Source organism: Stenotrophomonas maltophilia, assembly GCF_001676385.1.
GTDB classification, from domain to species: Bacteria; Pseudomonadota; Gammaproteobacteria; order Xanthomonadales; family Xanthomonadaceae; genus Stenotrophomonas; species Stenotrophomonas maltophilia_J.
In genome coordinates this window covers 199512-222208 of record NZ_LYVJ01000010.1, presented here as the reverse complement: position 1 = coordinate 222208, position 22697 = coordinate 199512, and the positions used below count along the sequence as shown (strand labels likewise).

General features: G+C 66.8%; 20 protein-coding genes. 7 read left to right on the top strand and 13 right to left on the bottom strand.

The window, feature by feature from the left end; all coding sequences use genetic code 11:
* Positions 1-167 precede the first annotated feature (167 nt).
* The 9 genes from recO to rpoE form a co-directional block, all read right to left on the bottom strand.
* Positions 168-887 carry a DNA repair protein RecO gene (recO, locus tag A9K58_RS14405; RefSeq protein WP_065199984.1) on the bottom strand — a complete coding sequence of 240 codons (720 nt, stop codon included), beginning with the start codon at positions 885-887 and terminating at the stop codon, positions 168-170.
* An 18-nt stretch (positions 888-905) separates the two neighbouring features.
* Positions 906-1802: a GTPase Era gene (gene era, locus A9K58_RS14400; RefSeq protein WP_065199983.1), complete on the bottom strand. Its 897-nt coding sequence runs from the start codon at positions 1800-1802 to the stop codon at positions 906-908.
* Positions 1799-2479 (bottom strand): ribonuclease III, encoded by a 681-nt coding sequence (gene rnc / locus A9K58_RS14395; protein ID WP_065199982.1) that lies wholly within the window; start codon positions 2477-2479, stop codon positions 1799-1801. Before rnc ends, era begins: the two co-directional genes overlap by 4 nt.
* The gene (locus tag A9K58_RS14390; protein WP_065199981.1) at positions 2469-2852 is read right to left on the bottom strand and encodes a DUF4845 domain-containing protein; all 384 of its coding nucleotides are present in this window, start codon (positions 2850-2852) and stop codon (positions 2469-2471) included. The genes rnc and A9K58_RS14390 overlap by 11 nt, the downstream gene beginning before the upstream one ends.
* A gap of 38 nt (positions 2853-2890) precedes the next feature.
* Positions 2891-3685, bottom strand: a complete 795-nt coding sequence (lepB, locus tag A9K58_RS14385; RefSeq protein ID WP_065199980.1) for a signal peptidase I — start codon at positions 3683-3685, stop codon at positions 2891-2893.
* A gap of 50 nt (positions 3686-3735) precedes the next feature.
* Positions 3736-5529: a translation elongation factor 4 gene (lepA, locus tag A9K58_RS14380; protein WP_065199979.1), complete on the bottom strand. Its 1794-nt coding sequence runs from the start codon at positions 5527-5529 to the stop codon at positions 3736-3738.
* A gap of 179 nt (positions 5530-5708) precedes the next feature.
* A complete protein-coding gene (locus A9K58_RS14375) occupies positions 5709-7238 on the bottom strand; it encodes a DegQ family serine endoprotease (RefSeq protein ID WP_065199978.1) in 1530 nt (509 codons plus the stop codon).
* Between the two features lie 73 nt (positions 7239-7311).
* The gene (locus tag A9K58_RS14370) at positions 7312-8193 is read right to left on the bottom strand and encodes a sigma-E factor negative regulatory protein (RefSeq protein WP_065199977.1); all 882 of its coding nucleotides are present in this window, start codon (positions 8191-8193) and stop codon (positions 7312-7314) included.
* Positions 8190-8810, bottom strand: coding sequence for an RNA polymerase sigma factor RpoE (rpoE, locus tag A9K58_RS14365; RefSeq protein ID WP_065199976.1), 621 nt, complete (start codon positions 8808-8810; stop codon positions 8190-8192). Before rpoE ends, A9K58_RS14370 begins: the two co-directional genes overlap by 4 nt.
* Positions 8811-9045: 235 nt before the next feature.
* Here rpoE and A9K58_RS14360 point away from each other — a divergent pair, with 235 nt between their 5' ends.
* From A9K58_RS14360 to A9K58_RS14345, 4 genes are all read left to right on the top strand, one after another.
* Positions 9046-11109, top strand: coding sequence for a 3-hydroxyacyl-CoA dehydrogenase NAD-binding domain-containing protein (locus A9K58_RS14360; RefSeq protein ID WP_065199975.1), 2064 nt, complete (start codon positions 9046-9048; stop codon positions 11107-11109).
* A 303-nt stretch (positions 11110-11412) separates the two neighbouring features.
* The gene (locus A9K58_RS14355) at positions 11413-12276 is read left to right on the top strand and encodes a pirin family protein (RefSeq protein WP_065199974.1); all 864 of its coding nucleotides are present in this window, start codon (positions 11413-11415) and stop codon (positions 12274-12276) included.
* Positions 12277-12397: 121 nt separating this feature from the next.
* Positions 12398-13117, top strand: a complete 720-nt coding sequence (gene aqpZ, locus A9K58_RS14350) for an aquaporin Z (RefSeq protein ID WP_065199973.1) — start codon at positions 12398-12400, stop codon at positions 13115-13117.
* Positions 13118-13314: 197 nt separating this feature from the next.
* Positions 13315-13773 carry a hypothetical protein gene (locus tag A9K58_RS14345; RefSeq protein ID WP_065199972.1) on the top strand — a complete coding sequence of 153 codons (459 nt, stop codon included), beginning with the start codon at positions 13315-13317 and terminating at the stop codon, positions 13771-13773.
* 134 nt (positions 13774-13907) lie between these two features.
* On the opposite strand, the gene A9K58_RS14340 is transcribed toward A9K58_RS14345, so the two are convergent.
* The gene (locus A9K58_RS14340) at positions 13908-14759 is read right to left on the bottom strand and encodes a pirin family protein (RefSeq protein WP_065199971.1); all 852 of its coding nucleotides are present in this window, start codon (positions 14757-14759) and stop codon (positions 13908-13910) included.
* Between the two features lie 215 nt (positions 14760-14974).
* On the opposite strand from A9K58_RS14340, the gene A9K58_RS14335 reads away from it, so the two are divergent.
* The gene (locus A9K58_RS14335) at positions 14975-17056 is read left to right on the top strand and encodes a carbon starvation CstA family protein (RefSeq protein ID WP_065199970.1); all 2082 of its coding nucleotides are present in this window, start codon (positions 14975-14977) and stop codon (positions 17054-17056) included.
* Positions 17056-17280: a YbdD/YjiX family protein gene (locus A9K58_RS14330; protein WP_065199969.1), complete on the top strand. Its 225-nt coding sequence runs from the start codon at positions 17056-17058 to the stop codon at positions 17278-17280. Before A9K58_RS14335 ends, A9K58_RS14330 begins: the two co-directional genes overlap by 1 nt.
* Positions 17281-17459: 179 nt before the next feature.
* Here the strand turns inward: A9K58_RS14330 and A9K58_RS14325 are convergent, their stop codons facing one another.
* The 3 genes from A9K58_RS14325 to A9K58_RS14315 form a co-directional block, all read right to left on the bottom strand.
* Positions 17460-18710, bottom strand: coding sequence for a DUF819 family protein (locus A9K58_RS14325; RefSeq protein ID WP_065199968.1), 1251 nt, complete (start codon positions 18708-18710; stop codon positions 17460-17462).
* Positions 18711-18829: 119 nt separating this feature from the next.
* Complete coding sequence (locus tag A9K58_RS14320; protein ID WP_065199967.1) at positions 18830-20113, bottom strand: sensor histidine kinase; 1284 nt, start codon at positions 20111-20113, stop codon at positions 18830-18832.
* Positions 20100-20810 (bottom strand): response regulator transcription factor, encoded by a 711-nt coding sequence (locus A9K58_RS14315; protein ID WP_065199966.1) that lies wholly within the window; start codon positions 20808-20810, stop codon positions 20100-20102. The genes A9K58_RS14320 and A9K58_RS14315 overlap by 14 nt, the downstream gene beginning before the upstream one ends.
* A gap of 113 nt (positions 20811-20923) precedes the next feature.
* Between A9K58_RS14315 and A9K58_RS14310 the strand changes: the two genes are divergently transcribed.
* Positions 20924-22645, top strand: coding sequence for an ArnT family glycosyltransferase (locus A9K58_RS14310; RefSeq protein WP_231109324.1), 1722 nt, complete (start codon positions 20924-20926; stop codon positions 22643-22645).
* Positions 22646-22697: the final 52 nt, after the last annotated feature.

The window sequence follows — 22697 nt, the reverse complement described above, 5'->3', positions numbered from 1 at the left end:
CCCCCCGGGGTCCGGCCCAGCCGCTGGCGGCTGGGCCGGGCCCCGGAGGGGGACTTGCAGCGTCCCCCTCAACCGGACCCACCCCGCCATCCCACGGATAGCCAGCTTCTGCCGTTGACCTTGACGTTGATTCGGCAGGTCCAGGGCTGCAAGCCCTGCCGCCGCCCCTACCTGCGCGGAGCCAGCTGCTCGAGCATTTCCCAGGACTTCAGGCCGCGCGGTCCGAGGTGATGGGCCAGCACCCGCCGCATCGGCAGGCGCAGGCTGGCCAGATCGGCCGCGTCGGGTTCCTGGTCAGCGGCCAGCGCCAGCAGCGCCGATCCTGTGGCGGCCGCGCGACGCGCGTCGCCGCGCTCGCTGAGCAGGCGCTGCGCGCCCTCCAGCGGATCCAGCTCATAGCGCGCGGCCGGGTCGATCGGTTGCCCGTCACTGGCACTGTCCAGCGCGAAGCCCAGGCCCAGGGCGGACAGCAGTTCGCGTTCAAAACGGCGCAGGGTCCAGGCCAGGCCGGCACCCACGGCCAAGCGCGCACGCGCCTCGCCATAGGCCAGGTACAGCTCGGGCAGCGGATCCTGCCTGGGCGCAAGGCGCAGGGTCAGTTCACTCAGGTAGAAGCCGGCCAGCATCGCCGGGCCGACCAGGCGAGGCGCCGCATCCAGTGCCTCGGCGCCGCGCAGCTGGGCCAGTTCCCCGCGCTGCTGGGCACTGAAGCGAATCCACTGCAACGGCTGCAGGGCGGCCCGCAGCACCTGGCCCTTGGCGGTAGACACGCCTCGGGCGAGCAGGCCGATGCGGCCGTGCTGCGCGCTCAGTACTTCGACCAGCAGGCTGGTCTCGCGGTAAGCCCGTGCATGCAGCACGAAGCCAGTGTCGTCCTCGATCAGCATCGAAGCGACTGCAACCGCTTACTCGTAACCGAAGGCCTTCAGTGCGGCCTCATCGTCGGACCAGCCTTCCCGCACGCGGACCCACGTCTCCAGGAACACCTTGGCCCCGAACAGGCGCTCCATCTGCAGGCGGGACTTGGCTCCGATCTCTTTCAGGCGGGTTCCGCCCTTGCCGATCACGATTGCCTTCTGGCCCTCGCGCTCAACCCAGATCACCGCGCCAATGCGCAGCAGGTTGCCGTCCTCGGTGAAGCGTTCGATCTCGACGGTCGTGGCGTATGGCAGTTCCTCGCCCAGCTGCCGCATCAGCTGCTCGCGCACCAGTTCACCGGCCAAGAAACGCTGGCTGCGGTCGGTGATCTCGTCCTCGCCAAACATCGGCGGGGCTTCCGGCAGCAGCTTCAGCACGTCCCGCACCAGCGCGTCCAGGCCGTTGCGCTTCTGCGCCGAGATCGGATGCACGGCGGCGAAGTCACGGCCGGCAGTGACTTCCTGCAGGAACGGCAGCAGCGCGCCCTTGTCCTTCAGGCGGTCGATCTTGTTGACCACCAGCACGACCGGAATGCCGGCGTCGCGCAGCACGTTGAAGGCCAGGCTGTCTTCTTCGTCCCAGCGGCCGGCTTCGATCACCAGCAGGCCGGCGTCGACGCCTTCCAGCGAACCGCGCGCAGCGCGATTCATCACCCGGTTCATCGCCCGCTTCTGCACCTTGTGCAGGCCGGGCGTGTCGACCAGCACCAGCTGGCCTTCCGGATAGGTGGCAATGCCCAGCAGGCGATGGCGCGTGGTCTGCGGTCGGTTTGAGACGATGCTGACCTTGGCCCCGACCAGGGCATTGGTCAGGGTCGACTTGCCCACGTTCGGGCGGCCGATGACGGCCACGCTGCCACAATGATGGGGAGTTTGTTCGCTCACTTGGAATCCAGTTGTTCTAGGACGGCCGCAGCCGCCTGTTGTTCGGCTAGCCGCCGCGAGGCGCCTTCGCCCTCGGTGCTGGCATGCGGGTCGGCCACGATGCAGCGTACCCGGAAGTGCTTGGCATGGTCGTCACCGGATTCTGACACCAGTTCGTACTGCGGCAACGCCTTCTGTCGGGCCTGCAGCCATTCCTGCAGGCGGGTCTTGGGGTCCTTCTCGGGCCGGCCGGTGGCCGGCAACGCCGCCAGCGAGTCCGTGAACCAGGGCAGCACCCGCGCGCGGCAGGCCTCGAAGCCGGCATCGAGATAGATCGCGGCCACCACGGCCTCCAGGGCATCGGCCAGGATCGAATCGCGGCGATGCCCCCCGGACTTCATTTCACCCGGCCCCAGGGTCAACCGTTCGCCCAGCTGCAGCGTGCGCGCGATCACCGCCAGCGCTCCCTCACGCACCAGTTCGGCGCGGGCGCGGGTCAGCGCGCCCTCGTCGGCCTTGGGCCAGCGCTGGTACAGCGCCTCGGCCACCATCATGTTGACGATGCTGTCGCCCAGGAATTCCAGGCGCTCGTTATGGGGCGCGCCGGCACTGCGATGCGTCAGCGCCTGCCGGAGCAGGGCCGGGTCGCGGAAGGCATGACCGATCAGGTCGCCACGTTGGATGAATTTACTGGGCACCGCTTCGGGTCAGGTCCTGGGAAGAATCGAATTTGCCAACCACGTCGAGATTGCCGATCAGCGGACGGCGCACTTCGTAGTTGACCTTGAGGGTCCAGCCATTGTCGCGTCGCTCGAACTTCACGTTGGCCGGCTTCACATTGTCCGAGTAGTTGATGTACAGGCGCTTGAAGAACAGGTCCTGGATGCTTGCCGGCTCCATGCTGCCCACCCCGGGCTCGTTGGCCAGGCTCTTCATCGCCGAGCGCACCGCGTAGTACTCCTGGTACATCGGGAACAGCTTCATGCCGATGTAGAGGAAGAAGCCCACCACGATCAGGACCGTCAGGAACGAAGTGAGGGTCATGCCACGCTGCGTGTTCATCGTCTTCATTGCGTTTCTCCCCAGATACGCGTTGGATGTGAAGGTGATCAGTTGATGCCTGAGCCGATCCGCGACGGCTCGAAACCATCCTTGCAGAGCCAGCCCTGGCAGTTCAGCCAGATCAGGAACGCCTTGCCGCGCAGATTCTCTTCCGGCAGCAGGCCCCAGAACCGGCCATCATCACTGTTGTCGCGGTTGTCGCCCATCACCAGGTACTTGCCGGCGGGCACGGTCCACTGGCCCTGCCCGCGCGGATAGCTGGTTTCCAGCACGGTGTGGGTACGCCCCGGCAGGTGCTCGACCAGCAGGCTGGCACCCTCGCCCTGCCCCTTGTGGCCGGCGTAGATGCCCTTGTTGTCGTACTTCAGCGGTTCGCCGTTGAGGGTGATGCTGTCACCTTCGAAGGCCACGGTGTCACCCGGCACGCCGATCACGCGCTTGATGAAGTTCTCGCCCTTGGCCGGGTCGTTGTCGCCGTGGCCGGGAAAGTGGAACACCACCACATCGCCGCGCGACGGCTCGCCCACCGGCACGATCTTGGTGTTGCTGATCGGCAGGCGCAGGCCGTAGGAGAACTTGTTGACCAGGATGAAGTCGCCGATCAGCAGGTTCGGCATCATCGAGCTGGACGGGATCTTGTACGGCTCGGCGATGAAGCTGCGCACGACCAGGACGATCGCCAGCACCGGGAAAAACGCCCGCGAGTAATCCACCAGCACCGGTTCGGTGTCGAGCAGGCCGGCGCGCTGGGCCCGGCGCTTGGCCAGGTACAGCTTGTCCGCGAGCAGGATCAGGCCGGAGGCCAGGGTCAGCACGACCAGGAGGATCTCAAACAGTTTCATTCAGGGTCCTTTGCAACGTCACCAGGCGACCCCGCAGGGCCGGTGCGGGCTTACTTGTTGTCCATCTGCAGCACGGCCAGGAACGCCTCCTGGGGGATCTCCACGCGACCGACCTGCTTCATGCGCTTTTTGCCTTCCTTCTGCTTTTCCAGAAGCTTCTTCTTGCGCGAAACGTCGCCACCATAGCACTTGGCCAGCACGTTCTTGCGCATGGCCTTGACCGTGGTGCGGGCGATGATCTGCGAACCTACGGCGGCCTGGATCGCCACGTCGAACATCTGGCGCGGGATCAGGTCCTTCATCTTCTCGCAGAGCTCGCGGCCGCGGCGGTCGGCATGGCTGCGATGCACGATCAGCGACAGCGCATCGACCTTGTCGCCATTGATCAGCACGTCCACGCGCACGAACGGGCCCGCATCGAAGCGTACGAAGTGGTAGTCCAGCGAAGCATAGCCGCGGCTGACCGACTTCAGCTTGTCGAAGAAGTCCAGCACCACTTCGGCCATTGGCAGCTCGTAGCTGATCTGCACCTGACTGCCCAGGTAATTGATGCCGATCTGGCTGCCACGCTTCTCTTCGCACAGCTTGATGATGTTGCCGATGTACTCCTCGGGCGTGAGCACGTTGGCACGGATGATCGGCTCGCGGATTTCCTCGACCTGGTTCACCGGCGGCAGCTTGGCCGGATTGTCCATGTTGATGATCGAGCCGTCGGTCTTCAGCACCTCGTACACCACCGTCGGTGCGGTGCTGATCAGATCGAGGTTGTATTCGCGCTCCAGGCGCTCCTGCACGATTTCCATGTGCAGCATGCCGAGGAAGCCGCAGCGGAAGCCGAAGCCCATCGCCTCCGAGCTTTCCGGCTCGAAGCGCAGCGCGGCATCGTTCAGGCGCAGCTTGTCCAGCGCCTCGCGCAGGTCCGGGTAGTCCTCGGCGTCGACCGGGAACAGGCCAGCGAACACGCGCGGCTGCATTTCCTGGAAGCCCGGCAGCGGGTGCGGCGCCGGATCGCCGGCCAGGGTCAGGGTATCGCCCACCGGTGCACCATGCACATCCTTGATGCTGGCGGTGACCCAACCCACTTCACCGGCACGCAGCGCCGGCAGAACCTTGCGCTTCGGGGTGAACACGCCGACGTTGTCGACCTGGTGGTTGCGGCCAGTGGACATCACCTGCAGCTTGTCACCGGCCTTGATCTCGCCCTGCATCACGCGCACCAGCGAAACCACGCCCAGGTAGTTGTCGAACCAGGAGTCGATGATCAGCGCCTGCAGCTTCTCGGTGTCGCGCGGCGTCGGTGGCGGGATGCGATGCACGATCGCCTCCAGCACGTCCTGCACGTTCAGGCCAGTCTTGGCGCTGACCGGCACGGCGTCGGACGCATCGATGCCGATCACGGCCTCGATTTCAGCCTTGGCGCGCTCGATATCGGCGGTGGGCAGGTCGATCTTGTTGATCACCGGCACCACTTCCAGGCCCTGCTCCACCGCCGTATAGCAGTTGGCGACCGACTGCGCTTCCACGCCCTGGGCGGCGTCGACCACCAGCAGCGCGCCCTCGCAGGCGGCCAGCGAGCGGCTGACTTCATAGGAGAAGTCGACGTGGCCCGGGGTATCGATGAAGTTCAGGTGATAGGTCTGGCCATCCTTCGCCACGTAAGGCAGCGACACCGACTGCGCCTTGATGGTGATGCCGCGTTCGCGCTCGATCGGATTGGAGTCGAGCACCTGCGCTTCCATCTCGCGGGCCTGGAGGCCGCCACAGAGCTGGATGATGCGATCGGCCAGCGTGGACTTGCCGTGATCGACGTGGGCGATGATGGAGAAGTTGCGGATGTTCCGCATCGAATCAGAAGACATAGGTGGCGGCGGCGCGCGGCGTCGTCAGGGTAACGGTCGATTATCGCATGCCCGGCGCCCGCCCGCGAAAGAAGCCGGGCCGGACCGGGCCCGGAATGGCCGAAGCCCCGCCGGAGCGGGGCTTCGGGAGCACATGCAGGCCGCCGCAGCGGCCCCCGCAGGCCTTACTGGCCGGCCTTGACCGCCACGAAGGCGCTGTTGCCGCTGACGGTGCGTACCAGCAGCATCACCACATCACCCTTCCTGTAGCCGGACAGCGCGCGGTTCAGGGCATCCACGCTGCCGACCTGGGTACTGGCCACCTGCAGGATCACCATGCCCGGGGACAGGCCCGCATCACGCGCACCCTCGCCCTTGACCCCGGTGATGCGCACGCCCTCGCCTGCCTCCAGGCCCAGCTGCTTGCGCTGCGGGGCGGTCAGGTCACTGACGTCCAGCCCCAGCAGGGCATTGGCGCCGGCCTGCGGGGCCGCGTCATTGCTGCTGGCGGCCGGGCCACGCGCTGCACCCTGCCCGTCCTCTGTCAGCGCCGTCAGGGTCGCACTGAGATCGCGCGGCTTGCCATCGCGGATCACGCCGAGCGTGATCCGGCTGCCTGGCGCCATTGCGCCGATCATGGGCGGCAGGTCGGACCAGCTGTTCACCGGCGAGCCATTCACCGAACGGATCACGTCACCGATCTTCACCCCGGCCTTCGCGGCGGCAGAGTCCGCCACGATCTGGTTGACCAGCGCGCCACGGCTGTCCGGCAGGCCCAGGCCCTGCGCCTTCAGCGAGTCGATCGGCTCGACCACTGCGCCAAGCTGGCCGCGGGTGACCTTGCCGGTCTTCTTGATCTGCTCGACCGCGCTCATCGCCAGGTCGATCGGGATCGCGAAGCTGATCCCCATGTAGCCGCCAGAGGCGGAGAAGATCTGCGAATTGATGCCGACCACTTCACCGCGGGTGTTCAGCAGCGGGCCACCCGAGTTGCCCTGGTTGATCGCCACGTCGGTCTGGATGAAAGGCACATAGCGCTGGTCGGGGCCACCCGTGCTGCGGCCGACGGCGCTGACCACGCCGGCGGTAACGGAATGGTCGAGACCGAACGGCGAGCCAATCGCGACAACCCATTGGCCCGGCTTCAGGGAATTGGAATCCCCCACCCGGACGGTCGGCAGGTTCCTGCCATCGATCTTCAGGAGGGCCACATCGTACTGCTGGTCGCTGCCGACAACCTTGGCATTGAACTCGCGGCTGTCACCGAGCTTGACCTTCACTTCGCTGGCATCGGCCACCACGTGGTAGTTGGTCAACACGTAGCCGTCGGGCGAGATGATGAAGCCCGAGCCCATGCCGCGGCCCTTGATGCTGGGACCACCGTCCTGCCCACCCGGCCCCTGTCCGGGCATCGGGAAGTCGGGGCCGAAGAAGCGACGGAAGAACTCCGGCATGTCATCCGGGGCCATCGGACCGCGCGCCTGGCGGTTGCTGCGGACGATGGTGGTATCGACGTTGACCACGCCCGGACCGACCTGCTCGACCAGATGAGTGAAGTCAGGCAGGCCCGTGACCAGCGGCTGCGCCGGCGCGCGCGGAGCGGCCGCCGGCGCCGGTTGGGGCTGGGCGGCGGGCGCCGGCGCCTGCGCACAGGCGACCAGTGGCAGAGTCAGGGCCAGCAGGCCGATGGCCTGCGTGCGGAGTCGGGGAGTCATCGGACGGCAACCTCCGGATCAGATGGAAGGAAAAGAAGGGCCCCGCAGGCGGCGGGGCGGGAAAGCACCCGGCTCAGTCGCGCGGGCGCGGCGGCACCGGCAGCTCATCCTGCAGGCGCGGCTCGAATGGATAGAATGCGGCGCTGCCGGCATTGGCCGGGAAGCTCGCATTGAGCGCGCCGCTGGCGGCCGGTGCCAGGCTGGAGCGCGGCCATGGCCGCGCCTGCAACCCACCGACCTCACCGAATGGCAGGTTGCGGTGGGCGTTGGCCGGAACGGTCGGGGTCAGTGGCACCTGTACGGCAGCCACGGCACGCTGCGGCACATCATCACGCTGGGCGGCACGCGCGGCCTGCTGGCTGCGGGTCGCGCTGGCACGACGGGTGTCCTGGCGGCGGCTGGAAGCAGCCATGGCCACGGCCGGTGCCGCCGCCACCGCCATCGCGGCCGTGTCCACCGACGCTTCTGTGACCGGCGCCGGCTGGGCCGGTGCCGGCGCCAGTTCAGCCTGGCTGGCAATGACCTGCGGTGCCAGCGGTTCGCCCGGCGTTGCCTCCTTCAGTTTTTCGCCCCCCATGAACAGGGCCACGGCGGCAACCGACGCGGCCAGCGCGGCGCCTCCGCCCCAGGTGCGCCAGCCACTGCGGCGGACCTGCCGGCGCGGTTCGGCCTGCACAACCGGTTCAGCGGCAATGGCGGCAGCCACGGCGGCGCTGAAGCCGGCCGGTGCCAGCACCGGGGCGTGGCCCCGCATCACATCGCCCAGCAGGTGCCAGCGCTCCTGGCAGCCTGCCAGTTCGGGGTCATGCTCCATGCGGCGCAGCAGGAAGCGCGCCTCGTCGGCGCCCAGTTCGCCGTCTATCAGCGCTGACAGCTGCTCGCGGTGGCGCTGGTCCAGGCGCTGCCCGGCAGGGGATTGATGGTTCTGCGACTCGTTGAACGGGTGACTGGTCATACGCGGCTCTTCTCGCGGGTGGCGCTGCCGATATCCAACAGCGGCCGGAGTTCGGTGTCGATGGCTTCGCGCGCCCGGAATATCCGCGAACGCACGGTACCGATCGGGCACCCCATCTTCTGCGCGATATCGTCGTAGCTGAGGCCTTCCACCTCGCGCAGGGTAATCGCCAGCCGGAGCTCCTCCGGCAGCGCGTTGACGGCCTTCATCACCGTCTGTTCCAGCTCCTGGCGCATCAACTCGCGTTCGGGCGTGTCGGTGTCGCGCAGGCGGGTTCCGGTATCGAACTGTTCGGCGTCACCGATGTCGATATCGTCGGTCGGTGGCCGTCGATTGTGTGAAGCCAGGTAATTTTTGGCGGTATTCACGGCGATCCGATGCAACCAGGTTGAGAACTGGGCATCACCACGGAAACTCCCGATCGCGCGGTAGGCACGGATGAAAGTGTCTTGGGCGACGTCCTGACATTCGCTCCAGTCGGCGATGTAGCGACCCACCAGGGCCACGACCCGATGCTGGTACTTGCGCACAAGCACATCGAAGGCCGCGCTCTCGCCGCGCTGCACTCGCCGGACCAGTTCCAGATCCAGCTCCTGTGGTGTATCAACCTCGGCCATGAGGGGCCGCACTCCTGTCAGCCCAACCGACGTCGGGCAATGAGACTGCCAATCCCGGGAAAAGTTCAGTCGCCGATCACCCGGCGCCGCACCAGCTTTTAACCACCGTTCCGCTAGCGTCCCGGTCCACGGCCATGGATCCGGGGGGCGCCACTCCCTGCTATAGGGATTTGACGCGGAGGAAACAACCTCTGGATCATAGCCGCTTCTCCATACACAACCGGATGGAACGTCCATGCTCTCAGGCTTCGATGGTCTCCGCTTCAGCCACTGGCACCCCGAGATCCGCAGCGACGGCGTGGTGGTTCTTTCCCTGGATCGTCAGGACAGCAGCGTCAACGCCATGTCGCAGGACGTCCTGCTGGAGCTGGGCGACCTGCTCGAGCGCATCGCGCTGGATCCGCCCAAGGGCGTGGTGATCCAGTCGTCGAAGAAGGCCGGTTTCATTGCCGGTGCCGACCTGAAGGAGTTCCAGGAGTTCGACCGCCGCGGCACCGTCAACGACGCCATCCGCCGCGGCCAGGCCACCTATCAGAAGCTGGCCGAACTGCCCTGCCCGACCGTGGCGGCCATCCACGGTCACTGCCTGGGCGGCGGCACCGAACTGGCGCTGGCCTGCCGCTACCGCGTGGCTTCCAATGACAGCAGCACCCGCATCGGCCTGCCGGAAACCCAACTGGGCATCTTCCCGGGCTGGGGAGGCAGTGCCCGCCTGCCGCAGCTGGTCGGTGCGCCGGCTGCGATGGACATGATGCTGACCGGTCGCACGCTGTCGGCCCCGGCCGCACGCGGCATCGGCCTGGTCGACAAGGTGGTGGCTCCGGCGGTGCTGCTCGACACCGCCGTGGCGCTGGCCCTGTCCGGCACCACCCGCCCGTTCAAGCAGCGCGCGACGGCTTGGGCGACCAACACCTGGCTGGCCCGCCGGCTGCTGGCCCCGCAGATGGCCAAGCAGGTTGCACGCAAGGCGAAGAAGGACCAGTACCCGGCGCCGTACGCGCTGATCAGCACGTGGCAGCGCAGCGGCGGCAAGCCGATCCAGGCGCGCCTGGACGCCGAACGACGCGCCGTGGTGAAACTGGCCAGCACGCCCACCGCACGCAACCTGATCCGCATCTTCTTCCTGACCGAGCGCCTGAAGGGCCTCGGGGGTGGTGATTCCGGCATCCGCCACGTGCACGTGGTCGGCGCCGGCGTGATGGGCGGCGACATCGCTGCGTGGGCCGCCTACAAGGGCTTCGAGGTGACCCTGCAGGACCGCGAGCAGCGCTTCATCGACCCGGCCATGGAACGCGCGCAGGCGCTGTTCGCCAAGAAGGTGCGCGACGAGAGCAAGCGCCCGGCAGTGGCCGCGCGCCTGCGTGCCGACCTGGAAGGCAACGGCGTGGCCGAGGCCGACCTGGTGATCGAAGCGATCATCGAGAACCCGGAAGCCAAGCGTGCGCTGTACCAGACGCTGGAACCGAAGATGAAGCCGGACGCGCTGCTGACCACCAACACCTCGTCGATTCCGCTGGTGGAACTGCGCGACCACATCCAGCGCCCGGCGCAGTTCGCCGGCCTGCACTACTTCAACCCGGTTGCGCAGATGCCGCTGGTGGAGATCATCCACCACGACGGCATGGCACCGGAAACCGAGCGCCGCCTGGCCGCATTCTGCAAGGCGCTGGGCAAGTTCCCGGTGCCGGTGGCCGGCAGCCCGGGCTTCCTGGTCAACCGCGTGCTGTTCCCGTACATGCTGGAAGCCGCCACTGCGTATGCCGAGGGCATCCCGGGCCCGGTGATCGACAAGGCGGCGGTGAAGTTCGGCATGCCGATGGGCCCGATCGAACTGATCGACACCGTCGGCCTGGACGTGGCGGCCGGCGTCGGCCGCGAGCTGGCGCCGTTCCTGGGCCTGCAGATTCCTGCCGCATTGCAGACGGTGGAACCGGACAAGCGTGGCAAGAAGGATGGCCAGGGCATCTACGCCTGGGAGAATGGCAGGCCGAAGAAGCCGGACGTGGCCCGCGATTACCAGGCTCCGGCCGACCTGGAAGACCGCCTGATCCTGCCGCTGTTGAACGAAGCAGTGGCCTGCCTGCACGAAGGCGTGGTGGCCGATGCGGACCTGCTGGATGCAGGCGTGATCTTTGGTACCGGGTTTGCGCCGTTCCGCGGTGGCCCGATCCAGCACATCCGCGCGGTCGGTGCCGATGCGATCGTCGAGCGGCTGAAGGTGCTGCAGCAGCGCCACGGCGATCGTTTCGCCCCGCGCCCGGGCTGGGACAACCCCGCCCTGCGCGAACCGGTGGTTTGAGGTGTTTTATCGGCCGGGCCTGCGGCCCGGCACCCGCAGAGGCAACCGTTGAAGCAAAAGCCAGAGCCAGAGCCGGAGCAACAGCCGGCTCTGGCTTTTCTGTTTGTTGGGCGGGCGGTGTGGGCAGGCAGGACACCCGCCCGGCCAAGCGCGGCTTTTGATCTTGCTTCTGCCTTCAGCGCCCCCCACAGCCACGAGGGGCTGCGCCGTTGGCTGGAACACCCTGTTACCCGTACGGGGCATGTCCCCGTCACCACCGCGTGCGATGCTGGCCGCCTGATCCCAGCCAGCGAGAACGCCCGCATGACCACCATCATCGCCCCGCGCGTGCACGACATCGGCGGCCTGGAAGTCCGTCGCGCGGTTCCGACCCTGCAGGCCCGCAGCATCGGGTCGTTCGTGTTCGTCGACCAGATGGGCCCGGCCGTGCTCACCGCCGGCACCGGCATCGATGTGCGTCCGCATCCACATATTGGCCTGGCCACCGTCACCTACCTGTGGTCGGGCGCCATCGGCCACCGCGACACGCTGGGCTCGGACCAGGTGATCCGTCCCGGTGATGTGAACTGGATGACCGCCGGCCGCGGCATCGCGCACTCTGAACGCACGCCGCCGCCGCAGCGCGAACATGACCACCCGATCCATGGCATGCAGACCTGGGTGGCGCTGCCGAAGTCGCATGAGGAAGTCGAACCGGCGTTCTACCACCATGCCGCTGCCACCCTGCCCCAGCAGCGGCGCAACGGCGCCTGGCTGCGCGTCATCGCGGGCCGCGCTTATGGCGAGGAATCGCCGGTGAAGGTGTTCGCCGACACGCTCAACGTGGCGATCGACCTCGACCCGGATGCCGAGATCGACATCGACGACGGCCATCGCGAGCGAGCGCTGTACGTCCTCGAAGGCGAGGCACAGCTGGACGGGGTGGACATTCCGGCGCAGCACCTGGTGATCCCCGAAGCCGGCGCACGAGGTCGCCTGCGCGCGAAGACGCCGGTGAAGGCGATGCTGTTCGGCGGTGAGCCGCTGGATGGGCCGCGCCACCTGTGGTGGAACTTCGTCTCCAGTTCGAAGGAGCGCATCGAACAGGCCAAGCACGATTGGGAAGCCGGCCGTTTCGGCACCATTCCCGGCGACGACAAAGAGTTCATCCCGTTGCCGCAGTACTGAACATCGCGTGTTGCACACATCCGAAGGTGTATCCCTGCACCTGGCGTTGACACTACAGTCACCCACTGACCATAGAAATGTGACATAAATCACACTTTATGCCGCCAAAGGAGTGCAACAGATGAGCATGGGTAAACGCTTGGCCGCCGAGTTCCTCGGCACGTTCTGGCTGGTGCTGGGAGGCTGTGGCAGCGCGGTGCTTGCCGCGAAATTCGGAGGTGATGGCAATCCGCTGGGCATCGGCTTCCTCGGTGTGGCCCTGGCCTTCGGCCTGACCGTCGTCACCGGTGCCTACGCCTTCGGCCACGTCTCCGGCGCGCATTTCAACCCGGCGGTCAGCGTCGGCCTCTGGGCCGGAGGCCGCTTCCCGGCGAAGGAGCTTGTGCCTTACATCATCGCCCAGGTCGCCGGCGGCCTGCTGGCCGGATTCATCCTGCTGCAGATCGCCTCCGGTGCCAGCGGCTTCGCCATCGACGGCAGCCAGGCTGGCGCGTTCGCCAGCAACGGTTACGGCGCGCTGTCGCCCGGCGGCTACAGCGTCGCGGCCGCCTTCCTGTGCGAAGTGGTGCTGACCGCCGTGTTCCTGGTCGTGATCATGGGCGCCACCCATGGCAAGGCCCCGGCCGGATTCGCGCCGCTGGCGATCGGCCTGGCACTGACCCTGATCCATCTGATCAGCATTCCGGTCACCAACACCTCGGTAAACCCGGCCCGCTCCACCGCGGTGGCGTTTTTTGCCGGCAGCGGTGCCGTCGGCCAGTTGTGGCTGTTCTGGGTGGCTCCGCTGCTGGGTGGCGCGATCGGCGGCCTGATCTACAAGTGGATCGGCAGCGACCGCTGAGTCCTGCCCAGCGCCATTGCGGCCGGCCTCCGGCCGCAATGGTTTCGCTTGCAACCGCAATTTGTGCGATCCCTCACGTTCCGTTAAGGTTGAGTTGACCTCCCGTGCACATGCCGGGGGAGAGGCATCCGGGGATGGGATGCCATGGCCGCCAGCCATGCGGGCGGAGCCACACGACACATCACCTTGGGGGATGCATGAAGTTCGCACCTGTAGTCTTGTCGAGCCTGCTGTTTGCTGCGGTCCCGGCCTCCGCGCAGGCTCCAGCCGAATGTCCTTCTCTGCCGGCCGACAGCGGCCTGCACTGGCAGCAGCAGGTCCAGTCCGATTTCCTGGTCTGCCGCGCCAGCACGGCCGACGACCGCGAAGTGCTGAGCCTGATGCTCAGCGCGCGCGATCCCGACATTCCGTTGAATCGTTCGCTGCGGCAGGAAAAAGGCAGCTTCGGCGGTGAAACCCTGTACTGGTACCAACCTGACCTGGGCGGCCAGCAGCCGCCCGGCTACGCCGAGCGCCGCATCAGCGTAGTCAAGCTCGACAAGGGCCGTTATGCCCAGATCGCGCTGTATCCCGGCAGTGCCGAAGAACTGGGCTCGCTGCAGCAGCTGGCGCAGGGCATGAGCCTGACACCGTCAGCCGTGGCTGCAGGGCGTTGACGGTGGCGGGGATGACTGCCTGGCAGCCTCCCCGCAGGATCCAACGCGCGCACGGTAACGCCGGGCCATGCCCGGCAGCGTTCCGTGGCGCGTGTCCGGCCGGGCATCCACCGGGCAGGGCCCGGCGCCCCCCGTCAGAACCTGCCTTCCTGGAAATCGACGAAGGCCTGCATCAGTTCCTGGCGCGTGTTCATCACGAACGGGCCGTGGCGCATCACCGGCTCACGCAGTGGGCGGCCCGCCACCAGGATCAGCCGCGCGCCTTCGCCGCCGGCCGAAACGTGCAGCTGTTCGCCGCCGCCCAGCACCGCCAGTTCCTGGCGGGCGACGTCGCGCGCGGCGTCCTGTTCACCCACGGTCACCCCGCCTTCGAACACATAGGCAAAGGCGTTGTGCCCTTCCGGCAGCGCGTAGGTCCAGGCGCGATCCGGCGCCAGCGTGATGTCCAGGTACAACGGCTCGGTGGCCGGCTGCACGATCGGCCCCCGGGTGCCGTCGACCGTGCCGGCGATCACCTTCACTTCCACGCCGGTTTCCGGCTGTACCACCGGAATGCGCTCGGGGGCGAACTCCTGGTACTTCGGGTCGGTCATCTTTTCCTTCGCCGGCAGATTCACCCACAGCTGGAAGCCGCGCATCTGCCCGCTTTCCTGCTCGGGCATCTCCGAATGCACCAGGCCACGGCCAGCGGTCATCCACTGCACGCTGCCCGGGGTCAGCAGGCCCTCGTTGCCGTGGTTGTCGCGATGCCGCATGCGTCCGTCGAGCATGTAGGTGACGGTCTCGAAACCACGATGCGGATGCTCCGGGAAGCCGGCGATGTAGTCCTCGGCACGGTCAGTGCCGAATTCATCAAGCAGCAGGAACGGGTCGAGATCGGGCAGCGCCGGGCCGCCGATGACGCGGGTCAGGCGGACGCCTGCACCGTCGGACGTAGGCATGCCACGGATGGTACGCAGCACACGGACCGGTTCGGGAAAGCTCATGGCGACTCCTGTTGGATGGATGCCAGTGAAGATGGACGCCACGCGTCTGCACGCCAATGGATGGCGCCGCAACCGATTGTTCCATTCCTGATGTTCGCTTCACGTCAGCGCCCCCACCGTACGACCAAAGTACTAACGGCTATTCGTCCCGTGCCGATTGACCCTGTCGAGGGCACGCGGGACTCTTTGACTGTCTTTCCGGGAGAGAGCACCTCATGAAAGGGTTTGCCAAACTGGGTTGGGCGGTACTCGCCCTGCTCGGCGCGTTTTGCCTGGGTACCGTGGCCCTGCGCCGGGGTGAACACATCAACGCGCTGTGGATCGTGGTTGCCGCGGTCTCGATCTACCTGATCGCCTACCGCTTCTACAGCCTGTTCATCGCCAGCAAGGTGATGCAGCTCGATCCCACCCGGGCCACCCCGGCGGTGATCAACAACGATGGCCTGGACTACGTCCCGACCAACAAGCACGTGCTGTTCGGCCACCACTTCGCCGCCATCGCCGGCGCCGGCCCGCTGGTCGGCCCGGTGCTGGCCGCGCAGATGGGCTACCTGCCCGGCCTGCTGTGGCTGGTGGTCGGCGTGGTGCTGGCCGGCGCGGTGCAGGACTTCATGGTCCTGTTCCTCTCCAGCCGCCGCAACGGGCGATCGCTGGGCGACCTGGTCCGCGAGGAAATGGGCCAGGTACCCGGCACCATCGCGCTGTTCGGCGCGTTCCTGATCATGATCATCATCCTGGCGGTGCTGGCCATGGTGGTCGTCAAGGCACTGGCCGAAAGCCCATGGGGCATGTTCACGGTAATCGCGACGATGCCCATTGCGATCCTGATGGGTGTGTACATGCGCTACATCCGCCCCGGCAGGATCGGTGAGATCTCGGTGGTCGGCCTGGTCCTGCTGCTGGCCGCGATCTGGTACGGCGGCAAGGTCGCCGCCGATCCCGTGTGGGGCCCGGCCTTCACCTTCACCGGCACCCAGATCACCTGGATGCTGATCGGCTATGGCTTCGTCGCCTCGGTCCTGCCGGTGTGGCTGCTGCTGGCACCGCGGGACTACCTGTCGACCTTCCTCAAGATCGGCACCATCATCGCGCTGGCCATCGGCATCCTGATCGTGATGCCGGAACTGAAGATGCCGGCGCTGACCCAGTTCGCCGCCAGCGGTGACGGTCCGGTGTGGAAGGGGGGCATGTTCCCGTTCCTGTTCATCACCATCGCCTGCGGTGCGGTCTCAGGCTTCCATGCCCTGATCTCCTCCGGCACGACGCCGAAGCTGCTGGCCAATGAATCGCACATGCGCTACATCGGCTACGGCGGCATGCTGATGGAGTCGTTCGTGGCAGTGATGGCACTGGTCGCGGCCTCGATCATCGACCCGGGCATCTACTTCGCGATGAACAGCCCGGCGGCCGTGATCGGTGCCGATGCCGCCTCGGCGGCGCACTACATCACCAACACGTGGGGCTTCGCCATCACCCCCGAGCAGTTGACCGCGACCGCGGCGGCGATCGGTGAACCGACCATCCTGCATCGTGCCGGTGGCGCGCCGACGCTGGCGGTGGGTATCGCGCAGATCCTGCACCAGGCCATCCCCAGCAGCAGCGAGGCGATGATGGCGTTCTGGTACCACTTCGCGATCCTGTTCGAAGCGCTGTTCATCCTCACTGCAGTGGATGCGGGTACGCGCGCCGGACGCTTCATGCTGCAGGACCTGCTGGGCAACTTCGTGCCGGCACTGAAGAAGACCGAGTCGTGGACGGCCAACATCATCGGCACCGCCGGTTGCGTGGCGCTGTGGGGCTACCTGCTCTACACCGGCGTGGTCGATCCGTTCGGCGGCATCCAGACCCTGTGGCCGCTGTTCGGCATCTCCAACCAGATGCTGGCCGGCATCGCGCTGATGCTGGGCACGGTGGTGCTGTTCAAGATGAAGCGTGACCGCTATGCGTGGGTGACCGCAGTACCTGCAGTGTGGTTGCTGATCTGCACCACGTACGCGGGGTTCATCAAGATCTTCGACAGCAATCCGGCGCAGGGCTTCCTGGCGCAGGCGCACAAGTTCCAGGCCGCGATCGCCAGCGATACGATCACCGCGCCGGCAAAGTCGGTGGCGCAGATGAAGCAGATCGTGCTCAACGCCTACGTCAACACCGGCCTGACCGCGCTGTTCCTGCTGGTGGTGGGCGCAGTGCTGGTGTATTCGATCAGGACCATCCTGGCGGCCCGCCGCAATCCGCAGCGCAGCGACCGCGAGACCCCTTACGTGGCGCTGAAGCCGCATGAAATGGCGGATCTGTGATGAGTACGCAACTGGTTCCCGCTGGCCAGTACCAGGCACACCGCCGCCTCTGGCGGCGCCTGGTGCAGACCGCGCGGCTGTGCTGTGGCATCCCTGATTACGACAACTATGTCCGGCACATGCTGGAGAAGCATCCGGACCAGGAGCCGATGGACTACAAGACGTTCTTCCGTGAACGCCAGGAAGCGCGCTACGGTGGCCGCAATGGTGGCCGTTGCTGCTGAGGGTCGGGTTCGACAGCACTCGAGCGACGTTCCGTAGATCCACGCCATGCGTGGAAGAAGCCTGCCAGTGATGGAATGGCCTCGGGGTCAGATCCGTTTCCTCCGGGAAACGGATCTGACCCCTTCGTTTTCATGGATCTACCGCAGGTGGCGGGAAAGTGCGGCCAGGGCGCCCTTCCTCAGCCGTTGGCCATCCATTTCAGGATCAGGCCGGTAACGTAGGCCAGCCCGGTGCCGGTGGCATAGCCCACCGTACCCAGCAGCACCCCCACTGGCGCCAGCGTCGGGTGGAACGCGGCAGCCACCGCCGGGGCCGAGGCGGCGGCGCCAATGTTGCCCTGGGAACCGATCGCGAAGAAGAACAGCGGTGCACGCAGCAGCTTGGCCACGATCCATAGCACCAGCACGTGCGTGGCCATCCAGATCGCGCCGAGCAGGAACAGCCATGGCCGGTCCAGCAGCGACAGCAGGTTCATCTGCATGCCGATGCACGCAATCAGGAAATACAGGAACACCGTGCCCAGCCGCGAGGCACCGGCCGCTTCCAGGCGGCGTGCACGGGTGAAGCTCAGGCCCAGGCCCATCGCCGTGGACAGCAGGATCACCCATACGAAACGGCTGTCCAGGCTGAACTGGCTGGCCCAGCTGACGTGCGCCTTGAACCAGTCCGACAGCGGCGCGGCGATCGCATGGGCCAGGCCGACGCCGCCCAAAGCGACGCCAACGATGACCATAAGGTCGGTAGTGCTGGGAATGCGCGCGTTCTGCGCCTCGTAGGCACTGATGCGCGCCTTCATCTCGTCGATGGCACGGGTGTCGGCACCATTGCGGGTGTCGATCTGCTGTGCGCGATTGGCCAGGAACAGCAGGATCGCCATCCACAGGCTGGCACAGGCCACGTCGACCACCGCGAACTGGCCAAAGGTGGTGGCATCGGTGCCGAACACTTCGCGCATGGCAACCATGTTGGCGCCGCCACCGATCCAGCTGCCGGCCAGTGCGGCCATGCCGGCCCAGGTATCTCCGGCCACGGTTTCAGGATGGATCAGCTTCATCAGCTGGAACGAGACGATGGCACCCAGCATGATGCCGGCGGTGCCTGCACAGAACACGGCCAGCAGCTTGGGCCCCAGCTTGATGACGCCCTTCAGGTCGATCGACAGGGTCAGCAGGACCAGCGCCGCCGGCAGCAGCACGTCGCGCGCGACCGGGTTGTACAGCGAGGTGTTGTGGCCATCGATGACACCGGCGGTGTTGTAGATCGCGGGGATGAAATAGCACAGCAGCAGTGCCGGCACCCAGGCGAAGATCTTCTTCAGCAGCGGGGTCGGGCCACCGGCAGCCCAGAAGATCAGGGCCAGGGTGGCGGCAATCAGGCCCAGTCCAACGACGTCGTTGCTGATCAGGGCAGTAGCGGGTTCGGTCGGCATGGGATCCTCTGTCGATCGAAAGAGCGGAAAAGAAAGCGCCGCATGAAGCGGCGCAGGTCGAGATTAACACCGCCTTCACGCTGGGTCATGCCGCAGCGCGGGGCAGGTGGGGATCCGGGTCAGGCCGGTCGTGACGCGCCGAAGTCCAGGGTGGCGCGTGTCCCGCGTGGCTCGCAGGGATACAGCTGCAAGGTCCACCCCAGGTGCTCGCACAACCGCGCGATCAGGTCCAGGCCGATACCGCTGCGATCGGCTCGCTCGCCACGCGCCATCCGCGCATGGATCGCGGCGATCTCCTCCGGGCTCATGCCGTGGCCCGGATCCTGCAGGGTCAACACCGCCGAGGAATTCAACCGCAGTTCGATATGCCCCCGGCCACTGTTTTCGATGGCATTGCGCAGCAGGTTGCCGATCGCCGCCTGCACCACCGCCAGCGGCGCGACGATATCCACGGGCGCGGCCTGGATTCCGATGCTCAGGTCCTTGTCGCCCAGCAGGTGACGGTGGTCATCGACGATCTCAGGCAACAGCTGGTCCAGCGCGATGCGCTCGGCGTGCGCGGCCAATCGCGCCGGATCGCGGGCCAGGACCAGCAGCAGTTCGATCAACTGTTCCACACTCTGCGCCGTACGCAATACGCGCAGCATCTGCTGGCGCGCGCGCTCGGGCAGGCCGGGCTGCTCCAGCGCCAGTTCGGCCGCTCCGGTCATCACCGCTATCGGCGTGCGCAGCTCGTGGCTCGCGGTACTGATGAACACCCGCTCGCGCTCGACGAACTGCTCGTTGCGGTCCAGGTAGTCGTTGAGCGCATCAGCGATGGTATGCAGTTCGGAACTGCCGCGTGGATCGACGTCGATGCGCTGGCCCTGCTCGCCCGGACGCAGCGCCGCGATGTGCTGGGCCAGCAGGCTCAGCGGACGCACCATGCGTTCCATGCCGAATGAAGCCATCAGCACCGTGACGAAGATCATGATCACCCCGGCCAGCATCACCCAGCGCGTGGCGAACTGTTCCAGGTCGTGGAAGTCTGAAATGTCCAGCACCAGCGCGACCCGTCCCATCGAACGGGTCTCACGCACCATCACCGCCGTCTCGCGGCCCTTGACCATCACGCCGTCATGCAATCCAGGATGCAGTGCGCGCAGGCTTTCGGGAAGGTTGGCCGCATCGAAACGGAACAGGCTGAGCGTGTCCGAATCCTGCCAACGGTAGTGCGGCTCGTGCTCAACGTGCTCGACGATGCTGTCCAGCTCGGAATTGAGCAGTGCGCGCCAGGCGGCGTGCTCGGCGTGTTCGTGCACGTAGTTGCCGACACTGAACACGGCGATCGACAGCAGCGCCAGGTAGCCCAGCAACCACCACACCACGCGCCGGTACAGGGGACCGGGCTTACGCGCCTTCATCGGCGTTCCCGGTACCGGAGCTCTCCGCCACGGCCAATCGATAACCGACCCGAGGCAGGGTATGGATCAGTTTCTCGTCGAACGGGCCGTCCACGCTGCGCCGCAGCTCATACACATGCGAGCGCAGCAGGTCGCCATCCGGCGGCTCATCGCCCCACAGGGCGAACTCCAGCTGCTGCCGGGTGACCGCTCCGGGGCTGGCCCGCATCAACACTTCCAGCAGCTTGCGGCAGGCCGGATACAGATGCAGTGCCTGCCCGCCGCGCTGGGCCTCCAGGGTGGCCAGGTCAAGTACCAGGTCGCCCACCTGCAGCCGCTTGCGCGGGTTGCGGCCGCGTGCACGCAGCACCAGCGCTTCCAGCCGGACCTCCAGTTCGGGCAGGGCGAATGGCTTGGTCAGGTAGTCATCGGCCCCGGCGCGGAAGCCGGCAATCTTGTCCGGCAGCTCGTCGCGCGCGGTCAGCATGATCACCGGGACTTCCGAGCCATGCTCGGCACGCAGCCGGCGCAGCACTTCCGGCCCCTCCATGCGCGGCAGCATCCAATCCAGGATCACGGCATCGTAGGGGTGGCTTCCGGCCAGATGCAGCCCGGTGATGCCATCGGGGGCCACGTCGAGCACGTGCCCGCGCGACTCGAAGTAGTCAAACAGGTTGGCCACCAGCTGGCGGTTGTCCTCGATCACCAACAGTCGCATGCACGAAACATCCACGGAAGTCCGTACCATGGTAGCGCCGCACATGTCGGAATGCGGTCGCCCTGCCCCTCTCCGACACTTTTTCCACCCCGGCCATTTCAAAATGGCGGTTTTTGCTCCCGGAGCCTGCCGTGCCCGTTGCCCTGTCCCGCCGTTGGCGCCTGCCCCTGTTGTGGCTGCTGATCGTCGCTGCATTGGCAGCCGGTATCGGCCTCCGGCAGCCGCAACCGCCGGACGAGCCGCGCTTCGTGCTGGCCGCACGGACCATGGTCGAAAGCGGCCAATGGCTGCTGCCGCACCGGGGTAGCGAGCTGTATGCCGAAAAACCGCCAGTGTTCATGTGGATGCAGGCGGCCGCCTATGAAGTGATCGGCAGCTGGCAGTGGTCATTCCTGCTTCCCTCACTGCTGGGCGCCCTGCTCAGCTTGTGGCTGGTGTCGGATCTGGCACGCCGGCTGTGGTCGCCGCGGCATTCCGCCTATGCCCTGGCGGCGCTGTTCTGCACCCTGCAGTTCGGGCTGATGGCCAAGCGTGCACAGATCGACATGGTGCTGGTGGGAATGACGACCGTGGCCCTGTGGGGCCTGTTGCGCCACCTGTGCGAGCGCCGCAACCTGCCGGCACTGTGGCTGGCCGGCTTCGCCGCAGGCGTCGGCACCGTGACCAAGGGCGTGGGATTCCTGCCGCTGCTGATGGTGCTGCCCTGGTTCGGCTGGTGGCTGTACCAGCGCCGTCGTGGCCGCCCGGTGGAGGGGCCGCATCCCGCGACCCTGCTGTGGCTGATTCCCGCCTTCCTGCTGGGAACCGCCGTGTGGCTGGCACCACTGGGCTGGGCACTGCTGCACGCACCCAGTGCCGAGCTGCAGGCGTACGCGCATGAACTGTTGTTCAAGCAGACCGGTACCCGCTATGCCAATGCCTGGCACCACCGGCAACCGGCCTGGTACTACCTGCAGGTGATCCTGACCCTGTGGCTCCCCGGCAGCCTGCTGCTGCCGATGCTGTTCAAGCCGTGGTGGCGCCGCATCCGCCGTGGCGACCGCCGCCAATGGCTGTTGCTGGGCTGGGCCGTGCTGGTGCTGCTGTTCTTCAGCGCCAGCCCAGGCAAGCGGGAGGTGTACCTGCTGCCGATGCTGCCGGCCATGGCGCTGGCAGTGGCGCCGCTGCTGCCCGGCCTGCTGCGCCGGCCAGGGGTCCGCCGCTACCTGGCCGGCTACTGCGGGGTGCTGATGCTGGCCACCGGCGTGCTCGGCGTGATGCTGCTCACCGAGCATCCCTGGGCCCTTGCGCAGCTGCAGCGCCGGGCGATGCCCGACACCCTGCTGCCGGTGCTGGGCGATGGCCTGCTGACCTTCGCCATCGCCCTGGCGACGTTGATCGTGTGGCTGCGGGTACGCCGCGCCGCCACACTGGTGCTGCTGGCCCACGGCATGTTGTGGATGCTCTACGGCCTGGTGCTCATGCCCGCACTGGACCCGTACGCGTCAGCATCGGCGCTGATGCGCCGGGTGGGCACACGGATCGGCCCGGACGCCGAACTGGCGCTGGTCGCCTGGCGCGAGCAGAACCTGTTGCAGGCCGACCGGCCGGTGCGCGAGTTCGGCTTCAAGCGGCCCTGGGCCGAGCAATGGCACGACGCCGGCCGGTGGTTGGCCGAGGCGCCTGGCAGGCGCTGGCTGCTGGTACTGGATCAGGCCATGAGTCCCTGCGTGGACCCGGGCAAGGTGATCGAAATCGGTGTTGCCAACCGGAATCGTTGGCAACTGCTTCCCGGTACCGCGCTGGATCCGCAATGCCATGCCGAGCGGGCCGGATCGACCGCCGAAGAAGACTGAACGTTGGCATGGGCCGGGCGGGCATTAACCCGGCTCGAACGAGCGTCCGACC